Genomic DNA, 12,126 nt, shown 5'->3' with positions numbered 1-12,126 from the left:
CTAGGTGTTCCTTCCGCCTTCGTCGTCCTCCGGCTCCTCGTCGGCGTCGTCCGTGTCGTCCGCCCCGTTGCCCCCGTCGGCTGCGCCGTCCCCGTCCCCGTCCCCGGCCCCGTCGCCGCCGTCGACCCCGTCGCCCGCGCCGTCCGCCTGGACGTCGGTCACCATGGGGTGGTCGTCGCTGCTGCTGTTGGCCGCCCACGCGTGGGCGGCGACCTTCGCGCGGTTGTAGAGGTCCTCGAAGACCGGGGTGATGGCCGCGCCCGCGATCACCAGCACCAGTTCGACGAGGCCGCCGCTCATCGGCGGGCCGTCCCGCCGCTCCTCCGGGTCATGCCGCCCGCCGTCGTACTCGCGGACCTCCGCCGTGAGCTGATGCGCGGCCTCGGCCTGCGCGAACCAGTCCTCCAGGCTCAGCCAGCGGTACAGCGCTTCCAGATCCTGCGCGTCGTCGCCAGTGACCCGAATCCGGATCCTGCGGCCCGGCTCCCCGTCCCCATGAGTCATAACTCACTACTCTTGCACGGACGCTGACACTCCGTCACTACCTTGCGCCGACGCGCCCCCACGGGTGATCCGCCGGCCCCCACGGGTCGCCCGCCGGCCCCCGCGGGGCCGGTGCCCTGGGCGCGACGGCGAGCCGGCCCTTTCGGGGGCGAGGGGAACCGCGCGCTCAGCCACGGTGTTCGCGCAGGTCACCACTGGCCCCAGCGGGGTAGTCCGGCTGTCGTCGGGCCACCGGCCCGGCGGTGGGCTGCTCGCGCGGTTCCCCGCGCTCCTTCGGGGCGCGCGCGGCCGTGACGCTTCCCGGCCGTCGGCCGGAGGGGGCGGAGCCGCGGCCAAGGGCGGCCGAGGTCACGGCCAGCGCCAGCGCCGCCGCGGCGAGGGCCGCGCCGAGCCAGTTCGGGGCGGTGTAGCCGAGCCCGGCCGAGAGAAGGAGCCCGCCGAGCCACGCGGCCAGCGCGTTGCCGAGGTTGAAGGCGCCGATGTTGACGGCGGAGGCGAGCGTCGGGGCGCCGGACGCCTGGTCGAGGACCCGCTTCTGGAGCGGCGGGACGGTCGCGAAGCCGAGCGCGCCGATCAGGAAGACGGTCACGGCGGCGGCCACCTTGTTGTGCGCGGTGACGGTGAAGAGCGCGAGGACGAGCGAGAGCCCGCCGAGCGTGGCGTAGAGCATCGGCATGAGCCGCCGGTCGGCGTACCGGCCGCCGAGCAGATTCCCGCCGACCATGCCGAGCCCGAAGAGCACCAGCAGCCAGGTGACGGACGAGTCCGCGTAACCGGTCACGTTCGTCATCATCGGCGCGAGATACGTGATCGCGGCGAAGACGCCGCCGAAGCCGAGCACGGTCATGGCCATGGCGAGCAGCACCTGGACGTTGCGGAAGGCGGCCAGCTCGTGCCGGAGGCGTACGCCCTCGGGCCGGGGGATCTCGGGGACGAGCTTCGCGATGCCCGCGAGGCCGAGGACGCCGAAACCGGCGACGACGAAGAAGGTGACGCGCCACCCGGCGGACTGCCCGACGAAGGTGCCCAGCGGTACGCCGACCACGTTGGCCACGGTCAGGCCGGTGAACATCATCGCGATGGCCCCGGCCTTCTTCTCCGCGGCGACCAGACCGGCCGCGACGACCGAGCCGATGCCGAAGAAGGCGCCGTGCGCGAGGGAGGCCACGATGCGGCCCGCCAGCATGAGGGCGAAGGTGGGCGCGACCGCGGAGACGAGGTTCCCGGCGATGAAGAGCCCCATCAGGAGCATCAGCATCCGCTTGCGGGAGGTCTTGGTGCCGAGCACGGTCATGAGCGGCGCGCCGACGACGACGCCGAGCGCGTAGCCGGTCACCAGGAAGCCCGCGGTCGGGATGGACACCCCGAAGTCCCCGGCGATGTCGGGCAGCAGCCCGATGATCACGAATTCGGTCGTGCCGATGCCGAAGGCCCCGAGGGCCAGGGCGAGCAGCGCGAGCGGCATGGGAAACACCTTCCGGAGGAGAGGGGACGGAACCGGCGGTACGGACGGGTACGGGACCGGTGCGCGGTTAACCAGCGCCCACAATAATTGCAGACGCGGGATAAGTGCAAACGCCGCCTATTGCGGAAGCGGGCTATCCTGAAGGCGCGGCCGACGACGACCGCGGGACCGACCGGCGCGAACCGGCCGGTCGGGGACGAGGGTGGTGCGAGCCGCCGCGAGGCCGGTGGAGGAGCCGAGGATGACCGAGACCGTGGCGCTGGCCCAGGGCTGGTGCGCGCTGTCCCTGCTGCACGGCAGGATCGAGGCGCACATCGAGCGCGCGCTCCAGGCGGGGCACGAGCTGAGCGTGCGCGAGTTCTCGCTGCTCGACGTGCTCAGCAAGCAGCACAACGGCCCCGGCGGCCACCTCCAGATGAAGAACGTCGCCGACGCGGTCGTGCTCAGCCAGAGCGCCACGACCCGGCTGGTCAGCCGCCTGGAGGACCGCGGCCTGCTGGTCCGCTACCTCTGCGACACCGACCGCCGCGGCATCTACACCGACGTCACGGAGACCGGGCTCGCCCTGCTCGCCGAGGCCCGCCCCACCAACGACCGCGCCCTGCGCGAAGCCCTCGACGAGGCCGCCCGCGAGCCCGAACTCGCGCCGCTGGTCCGTACGGTGGAGGCGCTCGGCGCCCGCTGAGCCCCGCCTGCCTGACGCGTACGGCCGGGGCGACGAGCCACCAGCCGGGCCGGGCCGAGGCCGTGCGCCCCGGCCACCCCTCGCCCGCACCCCCCGCCCGTGATCCGCCGGGTCCCGGGCCGGGCCGCCCCCGCCCGCACCCCCGCCCGCGCCGCCGCTGGCACCCCTGCCCCGCGATTCGGTGAGGAAATCGGCGAGGAACGCCCTTGGGCGGTCGTCGCAAGGGTCCGGCGGGGGGCGGCAGGGCGATATGAGGAGATATGTACGCCATCCGAGTGGCCTGAGTGGTATCAGGCGATTTACGCTGTGTGAGGATGCGGCAGCTTCGGGGCGGAGACCCGAAGGACATCCGGTGGTAGAAGCGACTGCACTCAGCAAAGGAGGTGGCTGGAATGGCCACCGAATCGACCAACCCGACGACGGGAATCGATACCCACCCGGACCTGATGGCCCTTCGGGGCCGGTACGAGGAAGCGGCGGCGAAGCCATGGGCCGGTCTCGTTGAAGGTCTGGCCCTGCTGGCCGGGCTTTACCTGGCGATCTCGCCGTGGGTGGCCGGATTCACCGGCTTCCACGCTCTCACCGTGACCAACCTGATCCTCGGCATCGCCCTGGCCGTCCTGGCCCTGGGCTTCGGCTCCGTCCTGGAACGTACGCACGGACTGGGCTGGGCCGCCGTGGTGATCGGCGCGTTCACGATCGTCGCACCCTGGGTGGTGTCCGGTAGCCCCCACGTGCACAAGACCATCCTCAGCAACGTGATCACCGGAGCGGTGATCTGCCTGGTCGGACTCGCCACGATGGGCATGGGCATGCTCGGCCGTAGCCGGTCCAGGAGCCGTGGGCTCCCGGCCGGCGGCGGCCGGATGGGCTCGGACCGCGCGGAGCGCGGCTTCAGCTCGGACCGCGCGATGAGCACGGACCGCGGTGCGCGTTCCGACCGTGGGCTGGGCGCCGAGCGGAGGATCGACCCCGAGCGAAGGATCGATCCCGAGCGCTGATCCGGTACTGAGTCCGGAGCACCGACTCCGGAACCCGGTGGTACGGACGACCGCGAGGCCGCCCGTACCACCTTCACGTACCATCCGCCCCACCTACCACTCCTGAGCGCTGTTGTGAAGGGCTCGGGGAACTGAGATGCCGTGCGCTGTCCGTATGAGTGACAATGCGCCGTATGAAGATCGGCACCGACGGTGAACTCCCCGCCCCCGAGCGGGATTTGGGCTCGGACCCGGCTGTCTCGGACCCGGCTGTCTCAGGCCCGGCCGCCCCGGACCCGGCCGCCTCGGACTCGGCCCCGGACGTGATCGTGCGCCGCGCGACGGCCGCCGACGCGGACGCCCTCGTACGCCTCAGAGCCGTGATGCTCGACGCGATGGGCACGCGGGTCGGCGGGGACGACGCGCCGTGGCGGGCGCGGGCCCGTACGTGGTTCACCGAACGCCTCGCCGCCACGGGCGAGTTCGCCGCCTTCGTCGTGGACGACCCCGAACTGGGCGTGGTGAGCAACGCGGTGGGCGCCTGCGACCGGCACGCGCCGGGCCCGACCAACCTCAGCGGTCTGCACGGCCACATCTCCAACGTCTGCACCGACCCGCGCCGCCTGCGCCGCGGTTACGCGCGGGCCTGCATGGAGGCGGTGCTCGACTGGTTCGCCGACGAGACCCAGGCGCGGGTGATCAACCTCAACGCGACCGCGGACGGCGCCGGTCTCTACACCGGCCTCGGCTTCGCGACCCCGCCGCACCCCGCCCTCCAGGTCCGCCTCGACGGCACCATCGCGCCGGTCCCTGTCATTCGTCAGGAGCGGACCGGGCCCGGCGTCTCCTAGCGTCAGGCGGTGACGGCGGCCGGCGGGACCCGGCCGCCGACACGACGGCCGGCGGGGGTCCGGCCGCGGACGGAGGGACATCACCATGCGCAGGATCACGCGGGGCGCCGCCGCGCTCGCCATCGCCGCCGCGGCCGTGGCCGCGCTCGGCACCGGCCCGGCCCACGCCAGCGACAAGCCCGCGTACGGCTGCCCGGGCGGCGCGGTCTGCGTTTACGCGCAGAACGCGGACTACACGGCCGGTCACCCGACCGACATCTTCTACAGCTACGGCGCCCACAATCTGAGCGGCCAGATCGGCTGCCACACCGTGCTCAACAACCAGTACGGCAGCGCCAACGCCACCGCCCAGCTCTGCTGGCAGTACAACGGCGGCGACTGCCGGATCACCCTGGAGCTGAACGACCACTGGTCGTACAACCTCACCCCGGTCAACTCGATCGTCTTGAACCGGCCCTGACCTGGGGCGGCGTGGCCTCGGCCGTCACCGCCCGCGTCGCGGGTCCACCGCGCAGCAGCGACGCGGTGGCGGCCAGCAGGCCCATCCCGGCCGCCGTCGCGAAGACGATCACCAGCCCGTGGTGGAAGGGCGCGGAGATCAGGTGCGGGAAGAACTCCTTCCCGGTCAGCACCGCCCTGTTGTGCGCGGGCAGTGTGTCCAGCACACCGGTCGGCCCGAGCAGCGTCTGTACGGGGTTGACCCCGAGGAAGGCCGAGAAGACCGTCGAGACCGGCGGCAGCGACGCCGCGTGGTGGGCCACGTCCGGCGGCACGCCCTGCGCCCGCAGCCCGCTGTCCAGCGCCGACGGCAGCCGGTCGGCCAGGCCCGCGATCAGCAGCGAGAAGAACACCCCGATCGACAGCGACATCCCGGAGTTCTGGAACGTCGAGCGCATCCCGGACGCCGCGCCGCGGTCGGTGGAGGGCACGCTGCTCATGATCGCCGAGGTGTTCGGCGCGGAGAACATCCCCGAGCCGATCCCGTTGCACATGATCAGCAGCGCGAACGCCCAGTACGAGAACGTGATCGGCAGCAGGAGCAGGCCGACGAAGCTGAGCGAGAAGACCAGCAGACCGCCGGTGGTGAACGCCCGTACGCCGTACCGGTCGGACAGCCACCCGCACAGCGGCCCCGCGATCAGGAACCCGGCGGTCAGCGGCAGCAGGAAGATCCCGGCCCACAGCGGCGCGTCGTCGAACGCGTAGCCGTGCAGCGGCAGCCAGATGCCCTGGAGCCAGATGATCAGCATGAACTGGAGGCCGCCGCGGGCGACCGCCGCCAGCAGCGAGGCCGCGTTCCCCGCGGCGAAGGCGCGGCTGCGGAACAGCGCGAGCCGGAACATCGGCTGCGCCACGCGCGTCTCGACGACCACGAAGACGATGAGCAGCACGACGCCGGAGATCAGCCCGGTCAGCACCTTCGGGCTCAGCCAGCCCATGGTGTGGCCGCCGTAGGGCTGGATGCCGTAGGTGATGGAGACCAGCAGCAGACCGAGGCCGACGGCGAAGGTGAGATTGCCCCACCAGTCGATACGGGACTGCCTGCGCGTGGAGGTCTCGCGCAGCGAGCGGTAGGCCCACACGGTGCCGAGGATGCCGAACGGCAGATTGACCCAGAACACCGCCCGCCAGTCCCACGCCGACAGCAGCCCGCCCAGCACCAGGCCGACGAACTGGCCGGACAGCGCCGAGATCTGGTTGATGCCCAGCGCCATGCCGCGCTGCTCGGCGGGGAAGGCGTCGGTGATGATCGCGGCGGAGTTCGCCATCAGCATGGAGCCGCCCACGGCCTGGACGATCCGCCAGCAGATCAGCCACATCGCGCCCGCGCCGCCGTGCGCGGGGTCGAAGGAGAGCGCGACCGAGGCGAGGGTGAAGACGACGAAGCCGAGGTTGTAGATCCGCACCCGGCCGACGATGTCGCCGAGCCGCCCGAGGGTGACCACCAGGACCGCGGTGACCAGCAGATACCCCATGATCATCCACAGCAGGTAGCTGATGTTCCCGGCCGCGAACGGGTCCAGGTGGATGCCGCGGAAGATCGCGGGCATCGAGATGATCACGATCGAGGAGTCCACGGTCGCCATGAACATCCCGAGGCTGGTGTTCGACAGCGCGATCCACTTGTAGCGGTCGGGGCGGGGGCCCGCGGGGCCGGGGCCTGGCGGGGCGGCGCGGGCGGGTATGTCCGAGGGGTCGGGCTCCGCGGGGTCAGACACGGCGGGTGATCCTCTCCAGCAGGGGAATCGCGTCGGCCAGCAGCCGCTGCTCCTCGGGGGTCAGCTCCTCGTCGATCGCGCGGGCCAGGCGGCGGGCGCGCTCGGCGCGGGCGCCGTGCAGGCCGTCGAGACCGGCCTGGCTGAGGGAGACGACGATGCGGCGGCCGTCGGAGGGGTCGGGGTCGCGGACGACCAGGCCGCGCTCCTGGAGCACGCCGATGATCGTGCACATCGACTGCGGCCTGATGCCCTCGCCCGCGGCCAGCTCCGTCGCGGTGGCCGGGCCCTCCCGGTCCAGCCGGACCATGGCCGAGATCTGCGAGAAGGTCAGCTCCCCGTCCGGCTTCACCTGCCGCAGCCGCCGCACCAGCGGGCTCAGCGCCACGCGCAGGTCCACCGCGATGCGTCCGGCCTCGGCCGGACTGCCCGGACCGGCCGGACTGTTCGCCGATGCGGACGCGCCGCCCGCCGCGCGGAGGCCGGGGCTCGCGCTCGCCGCCGGACCGGCCGGGCCCGGCGCCGTACCGGTCGCGTCGGCCGCGGTGCCAGCCGCGTCGCTGCTGGTCGTCATGATGATCAGTATAAACTTATCAGTCCAGGCTTATGGTATAGCTGGCGCATGACTGTTTCCCCCAGCGGTTCGCTGACCGCCACCACCGTCACGATCACCGGCCACGGCGGCGACGAGATCGAGGCGTACGTGGCCCGACCGGAGGGCGACCACCGCCGCGGCGGTGTCGTCGTCATCCACCACCTGCCCGGATACGACCGCCCGACCAAGGAGATGACGCGGCGGTTCGCCGAGATGGGCTACGACGCCGTCTGCCCCAACCTCTTCCACCGCGAGGCCCCCGGCGCGGCCCCCGACGACGCCGCCGCGGTCGGCCGCGCCAACGGCGGGGTCCCGGACGAGCGGCTGGTCGGCGACGTCGAGGGCGCGGTCGCGTACCTGCGCGCCCTGCCCACCTCCAACGGCAAGGCCGGCGTCATCGGCCACTGCTCGGGCGGCCGTCAGGCCGTGCTCAGCGCCTGCCACCTCGACGTGGACGCCGCCGTCGACTGCTACGGCGCCTTCGTCACCGGCACCGTCCCCGAGGGCTTCGTCCTGCGGATCACCAACCTCGTCGACCAGCTCCCCAGCCTCGGCGCCCCGCTGCTCGGCCTGTTCGGCGCCGCCGACAGCCACCCGAGCCCCGCCGAGGTCGCCGAGCTGGAGCGCATCCTCACCGACCTCGGCAAGGAGTACGAGTTCCACAGCTACGAGGGCGCCGGGCACGGCTTCTTCGCCGTCGACCGCCCCAACTACAACGTGCCCGCCGTCCAGGACGGCTGGGAGCGCATCGCGGACTTCTACGGCAAGCACCTGGAGGGCTGACCATGTGCACGTACTCCACCGTCAAGGCCGAGGTCGAGGGCAGCGCCAAGGGGCCGGGCGGCTCCTGGTTCCACGTCACCGACGTGACCGTCTACTTCGACCACCCCGTGCACGCGCTGGCCGAGCACACCCTGAACATCGACTTCGCCGCCCCCGCCAAGGGGCCCTCGGCCCGCGTCGCCCTGGAACTGACCGCGGACTCCGCGCGGGCGCTGATCACCGCGATCCAGGACGCGCTGGCGGCGGTGCCGCGCGAGATGGCCGTCTGACCACCGGGCCGGGGCCCAAGGCCCTTGCCGCGCGGCGGAGTTCGGGCCGGGCACCCGGCCCCGCTGCTACGCGACCCCGTCCTCGCTCTGCCGCACGCACGCCGACTCGCACGCGTCCAGTCGCGCCAGGCCCGCCAGTATCGTCCGCGCCTTCGCCTCCAGGCGGTAGGTGCGGGCGAGTTCCAGGGCCCGGTCCCAGTGCTTGCGGGCGGAGGCGGGGTCGCCGCGCTCGAAGTGCGTACGGGCCAGCACCTCCAGGGTGTCGGCCGCCGTACCGCGGTCCCCGAGCCGGTCCAGGATCGCGACCGTCTCCTCCAGCGCCGCGACCGCCTCGTCGTACCGGCCCACCGTGCGCAGCGCCTCGCCGAGGCTGGTGAGGCTGCGCGCCGTGCTGGTCAGCAGCCCGCGCTCGCGCCACATCCCCAACGCCCGCCGGTAGCAGGCGATCGCGGCGGCCGGGTCGCCCGCGCCCAGATGCGCGTCACCGAGATTGCCCAGCACGGTCGCGACCCGGTCGGCGTCGCCCACCGCGTAATGCAGGTCGAGCGACTGCCTGCCGTACTCCAGCGCGAGATCGTGGTCGCCCAGCGCGTGGTGCAGCCCCGAGAGGTTGTTGAGGATCGCCGCCTGCCCCTGGAGGTCGCCCGCCGCCTCGAAGTACCGCCGGGCGACGCCCAGATGCTCAAGGCACGGGTCCACCCGGTCGGCCATGCCGTGCGCGACGCCGAGCCTGCTGTGCATCCACGCCCTGCCCTGGACGTCCCCGGTCTCCTCCACGCAGGCCATCGCCTCCTGGAGGCACAGGTCCCACTCACCGGTCCACCAGTACGCCTGCGCGTAGCCGAACAGACCCGCCGCCAGCCGCCACGCCACGTCGGGCCAGCGGCGCGCCGCCGCCAGCCGTATCGCCTCCTTGATCGCGGGCAGCTCCTTGACGCACCACCGCAGCGCGGCCTCCTCGCTGTCGAACTCCAGCGGGGGCACGGCCGGTTGCTCGTGCAGCGGCGGTATCGGATGGCCCTCGGGCGCGAGCAGGGCCGCGGTCCCGGCGACCGTGACCGTGTACCAGACCAGCAGGCGGCGCAGGCCGTTCTCGCGGACCCGCGGCGGCACCTCCTCGGCGGCGCGGGTCGCCGCGTACTCGCCCAGCAGGTCGTGGAAGGAGTAGTGGCCGGCCCGCGGAGTCTGCAACAGGTGCGTGTCGACCAGCGCTTCGAGCAGGTCCTCGGCCGGGGCGGGGTCGCGGCCGATCAGCGCGGCGGCCGGGACGAGGTCCAGCGGGTGGCCCGGCCACAGGCCCAACAGCCGGAAGGCGCGGGCCGCTTCGCGCTCGGCGGCCTGCGGGCTGTCGCGCATCGCGAGATAGCTCATCGCGAAGGTGTCCTGCACGGCCAGGCCGCCCGCGGACAGCGCGTGCAGCCGGTCGCCCGCGCCGTCCAGCCGCTCCGCCAGCGCGGTCAGCGGCCAGTTGGGGCGGGCCGCCAGCCGGGCGCCGGCTATGCGCAGCGCCAGCGGCAGTCCGCCGCAGGCCGCCAACACCCCGGCCGCCGCCGCCGGTTCGGCCGCCACCCGCTGCTGCCCGCACACCGCGACCAGCAGCCGGTGCTGCTCCTCCGCGCCCAGCGGCTCCAGCGGCAGCCGTACCGCTCCGGGCAGATCCGCCAGCGTCCTGCGGCTCGTCACGATCACCGCGCTGTCGCCGCGGCCCGGCAGCAGCGGCACCACCTGCGCCGCGTCGCCCGCGTTGTCCAGCACCAGCAGCACCCGGCGGCCGTGCAGCGCCTGCCGCAGCAGCGCCGACAGGTCGTCCGGGTCGTCCGGCAGCGGCAACGCGCCGCCGGTGCCCGGCGCGCCGCCGTCGGCCAGATCGCCCAGGAACCGGGCCAGCAGGTCGCGCGGGCGGCGCGCGTCACCCGCGCCGAAGCCGCGCAGGTCGGCGTAGAGCACGCCGTCGGGGAAGTCGCAGCGCGCCCGGTGCGCCGCGTGCACCGCGAGCGCCGTCTTGCCTATGCCGCCCATGCCGGTGACGACCGCCACGCGCGGGGCGTCCGGGTCGCAGGGGCGTATCACCCCGAGCAGCGCGGCCAGTTCGTCCGTACGGCCGGTGAAGTCGCCGGTGTCGGCCGGGAGTTGGGCCGGGGGAGTGGACGGCTGGGATTCCTGCGGGGCCGCTTCGTCCTCGGGGGCCGCCAGGATCTCGCGGTACGCGGCCTGCACCGAGGGGCCCGGCTCCACGCCCAACTCGTCGACCAGTGTGCGGCGCAGGTCGTGGAAGGCGGCAAGTGCCTCCGCCTGCCGGTGCGTTCGGTGCAGGGCCAGCATCCACTGGCGGTGGAACGGCTCGCGCAGCGGATGCGCCGCCGTCAGCGCCGCCAATTCCGCCGCCATTCCCTGATGGCGGCCCAGCGCCAACTCCGCGTCGAACCGCCACTCCAGGGTCTGGAGCCGGGCCTCCGCCAAATGCGCCGCGTACGCCCGCAGCGGGTCCGACAGCGCCGGTACGTCCGCCAGCGGGTCGCCGCGCCACAGCGCCAGCGCCGCCCGGCACTCGGCCAGCACCGCCGGCCAGTCCCCGTCCCGGTGCGCCGCCCGCGCCGCCGCGTGATGCCGTACGAACACCTCGGCGTCCAGCTCGCCGACCGCCACGTCCAGTACGTAGCCCTGCGGGACCGCCCGCAGGCGCGAACCCGGGCGGTCGTCCTCGGCCAACAGCCGTCGTAGCCGGGCCACATGATTGTGCAGCGACGCCGTCGCCGTCGGCGGGGGCTCCTCGCCCCACATCGCCGCCTTCAGGGCCTCCGGGCGCACCGCCCGGCCCGGACTGCTCAACAGCGCGGCCAGCAGTGCCCGCGCCTTCGCCGAGCCGACGCCGCCACCCTCCACGGTCACAGCTCCGAGCAGCTCGAACCGCATCCGTGGCCCTCTCTGGCCGTTCCCCCGAACGGCGCGTTAGCCCCATGTTAGCGGCCGGTTGGCGCCCCCCTCCATGCTTGACCTCCGGGTCCGGCCCGGCGGCGCGGGTGGGTCCATCCACCGCCGCAACGGGGGCGCGGCACGCCGCGGCCGGACCCGACCACTTCGCCCCCTCCCGCCCTCCGGGCGCGGGAAGACCGCCTCGCCTCTCCGCAAGGCCGTGCCCCTGCGCACGCCGCAGATGCGGTTGTTTTCGGGCTGGCAGCCCGGTGGGGGCGGGCCGCGCAGTTCCCCGCGCCCCTGGTGGGGCGGACCGTTTTTTGCCCAGGGCGGCACGCCGATCTTTTAGGGGCGCGGGGAACTGCGCACTCAGCCACGGCGGTGGCGCGGGTGAAGAACCGGCCCCGGTGGGGCAGATGCGGTTGTTTTCGGGCTGGCAGCCCGGTGGGGGTGGGCCGCGCAGTTCCCCGCGCCCCTGGTGGGGCGGACCGTTTTTTGTACGGGGGGCAGGCACGGGCTTTTAGGGGCGCGGGGCTGTGTTTGATGTGCGGCTGCCGCCGCGTGGGCGCACTCAGCCACGGCGGTGGCGCGGGTGAAGAACCGGCCCCAGTGGGGCAGATGCGGTTGTTTTCGGGCTGGCAGCCCGGTGGGGGCTTGTCGCGCAGTTCCCCGCGCCCCTCAAAAGATCGGCGTGCCGCCCTGGGCAAAGGGCGCTGTCCGGAGGCGCGGGCTGGGAAGGATCGGGGGCCGTCCTCAGAAAAAGGGTGTCGTCCGGGGGCGCGGGCCGGGAAAGATCGGGGGCCCACAGCGGGAGCGTGTCAGTGGGGTGTGGGCGGCGTGTCAGTGGGCGGGGGGAGGGTGGGGG

11 protein-coding genes are annotated in these 12,126 nt (G+C 73.4%); 6 read left to right on the top strand and 5 right to left on the bottom strand.

Annotation, left to right across the window (positions count from 1 at the left end; genetic code table 11):
• Both ACIO6U_RS08500 and ACIO6U_RS08495 read right to left on the bottom strand, forming a co-directional pair.
• A complete protein-coding gene (locus ACIO6U_RS08500) occupies window positions 1-504 on the bottom strand; it encodes a hypothetical protein (protein ID WP_401716675.1) in 504 nt (167 codons plus the stop codon).
• 166 nt (window positions 505-670) lie between these two features.
• Complete coding sequence (locus ACIO6U_RS08495; RefSeq protein WP_401716672.1) at window positions 671-1,969, bottom strand: MFS transporter; 1,299 nt, start codon at window positions 1,967-1,969, stop codon at window positions 671-673.
• Window positions 1,970-2,210: 241 nt separating this feature from the next.
• On the opposite strand from ACIO6U_RS08495, the gene ACIO6U_RS08490 reads away from it, so the two are divergent.
• The 4 genes from ACIO6U_RS08490 (at window position 2,211) to ACIO6U_RS08475 (ending at window position 4,945) form a co-directional block, all read left to right on the top strand.
• The gene (locus ACIO6U_RS08490; protein WP_401716669.1) at window positions 2,211-2,654 is read left to right on the top strand and encodes a MarR family winged helix-turn-helix transcriptional regulator; all 444 of its coding nucleotides are present in this window, start codon (window positions 2,211-2,213) and stop codon (window positions 2,652-2,654) included.
• Window positions 2,655-3,046: 392 nt separating this feature from the next.
• Window positions 3,047-3,655: an SPW repeat protein gene (locus ACIO6U_RS08485; RefSeq protein ID WP_391042974.1), complete on the top strand. Its 609-nt coding sequence runs from the start codon at window positions 3,047-3,049 to the stop codon at window positions 3,653-3,655.
• Window positions 3,656-3,828: 173 nt separating this feature from the next.
• Window positions 3,829-4,485 (top strand): GNAT family N-acetyltransferase, encoded by a 657-nt coding sequence (locus tag ACIO6U_RS08480; protein WP_391042977.1) that lies wholly within the window; start codon window positions 3,829-3,831, stop codon window positions 4,483-4,485.
• Window positions 4,486-4,570: 85 nt separating this feature from the next.
• The gene (locus ACIO6U_RS08475) at window positions 4,571-4,945 is read left to right on the top strand and encodes a hypothetical protein (RefSeq protein ID WP_401716666.1); all 375 of its coding nucleotides are present in this window, start codon (window positions 4,571-4,573) and stop codon (window positions 4,943-4,945) included.
• Here ACIO6U_RS08475 and ACIO6U_RS08470 read toward each other — a convergent pair.
• On the bottom strand, window positions 4,917-6,578 hold the full coding sequence (locus ACIO6U_RS08470; protein WP_391043560.1) for an MFS transporter: 1,662 nt from the start codon (window positions 6,576-6,578) through the stop codon (window positions 4,917-4,919). The genes ACIO6U_RS08475 and ACIO6U_RS08470 overlap by 29 nt on opposite strands.
• Window positions 6,579-6,696: 118 nt before the next feature.
• The gene (locus ACIO6U_RS08465; protein WP_401716663.1) at window positions 6,697-7,275 is read right to left on the bottom strand and encodes a MarR family winged helix-turn-helix transcriptional regulator; all 579 of its coding nucleotides are present in this window, start codon (window positions 7,273-7,275) and stop codon (window positions 6,697-6,699) included.
• Window positions 7,276-7,323: 48 nt separating this feature from the next.
• Between ACIO6U_RS08465 and ACIO6U_RS08460 the strand changes: the two genes are divergently transcribed.
• Together ACIO6U_RS08460 and ACIO6U_RS08455 are read left to right on the top strand one after the other, a co-directional pair.
• On the top strand, window positions 7,324-8,079 hold the full coding sequence (locus tag ACIO6U_RS08460) for a dienelactone hydrolase family protein (RefSeq protein ID WP_401716661.1): 756 nt from the start codon (window positions 7,324-7,326) through the stop codon (window positions 8,077-8,079).
• 2 nt (window positions 8,080-8,081) lie between these two features.
• The gene (locus tag ACIO6U_RS08455) at window positions 8,082-8,348 is read left to right on the top strand and encodes a DUF6295 family protein (RefSeq protein WP_355336387.1); all 267 of its coding nucleotides are present in this window, start codon (window positions 8,082-8,084) and stop codon (window positions 8,346-8,348) included.
• A 66-nt stretch (window positions 8,349-8,414) separates the two neighbouring features.
• Here ACIO6U_RS08455 and ACIO6U_RS08450 read toward each other — a convergent pair whose 3' ends face one another.
• The gene (locus tag ACIO6U_RS08450) at window positions 8,415-11,261 is read right to left on the bottom strand and encodes a BTAD domain-containing putative transcriptional regulator (RefSeq protein ID WP_391162525.1); all 2,847 of its coding nucleotides are present in this window, start codon (window positions 11,259-11,261) and stop codon (window positions 8,415-8,417) included.
• Window positions 11,262-12,126 lie beyond the last annotated feature (865 nt).

It is taken from the genome of Streptomyces sp. NPDC087422, assembly GCF_044744145.1.
Classification (GTDB): domain Bacteria; phylum Actinomycetota; class Actinomycetes; order Streptomycetales; family Streptomycetaceae; genus Actinacidiphila.
Note: the sequence above shows the minus strand (reverse complement) of the source record. Positions and strands in the feature narration are given on the sequence as shown.

Excerpts from the sequence above, each read along its gene's own strand:
- ACIO6U_RS08500 (WP_401716675.1), bottom strand. The coding sequence starts at position 504 with ATGACTCATGGGGACGGGGAGCCGGGCCGCAGGATCCGGATTCGGGTC.
- ACIO6U_RS08495 (WP_401716672.1), bottom strand. The coding sequence starts at position 1,969 with ATGCCGCTCGCGCTGCTCGCCCTGGCCCTCGGGGCCTTCGGCATCGGC.
- ACIO6U_RS08490 (WP_401716669.1), top strand. The coding sequence starts at position 2,211 with ATGACCGAGACCGTGGCGCTGGCCCAGGGCTGGTGCGCGCTGTCCCTG.
- ACIO6U_RS08485 (WP_391042974.1), top strand. The coding sequence starts at position 3,047 with ATGGCCACCGAATCGACCAACCCGACGACGGGAATCGATACCCACCCG.
- ACIO6U_RS08480 (WP_391042977.1), top strand. The coding sequence starts at position 3,829 with ATGAAGATCGGCACCGACGGTGAACTCCCCGCCCCCGAGCGGGATTTG.
- ACIO6U_RS08475 (WP_401716666.1), top strand. The coding sequence starts at position 4,571 with ATGCGCAGGATCACGCGGGGCGCCGCCGCGCTCGCCATCGCCGCCGCG.
- ACIO6U_RS08470 (WP_391043560.1), bottom strand. The coding sequence starts at position 6,578 with ATGTTCATGGCGACCGTGGACTCCTCGATCGTGATCATCTCGATGCCC.
- ACIO6U_RS08465 (WP_401716663.1), bottom strand. The coding sequence starts at position 7,275 with ATGACGACCAGCAGCGACGCGGCTGGCACCGCGGCCGACGCGACCGGT.
- ACIO6U_RS08460 (WP_401716661.1), top strand. The coding sequence starts at position 7,324 with ATGACTGTTTCCCCCAGCGGTTCGCTGACCGCCACCACCGTCACGATC.
- ACIO6U_RS08455 (WP_355336387.1), top strand. The coding sequence starts at position 8,082 with ATGTGCACGTACTCCACCGTCAAGGCCGAGGTCGAGGGCAGCGCCAAG.
- ACIO6U_RS08450 (WP_391162525.1), bottom strand. The coding sequence starts at position 11,261 with ATGCGGTTCGAGCTGCTCGGAGCTGTGACCGTGGAGGGTGGCGGCGTC.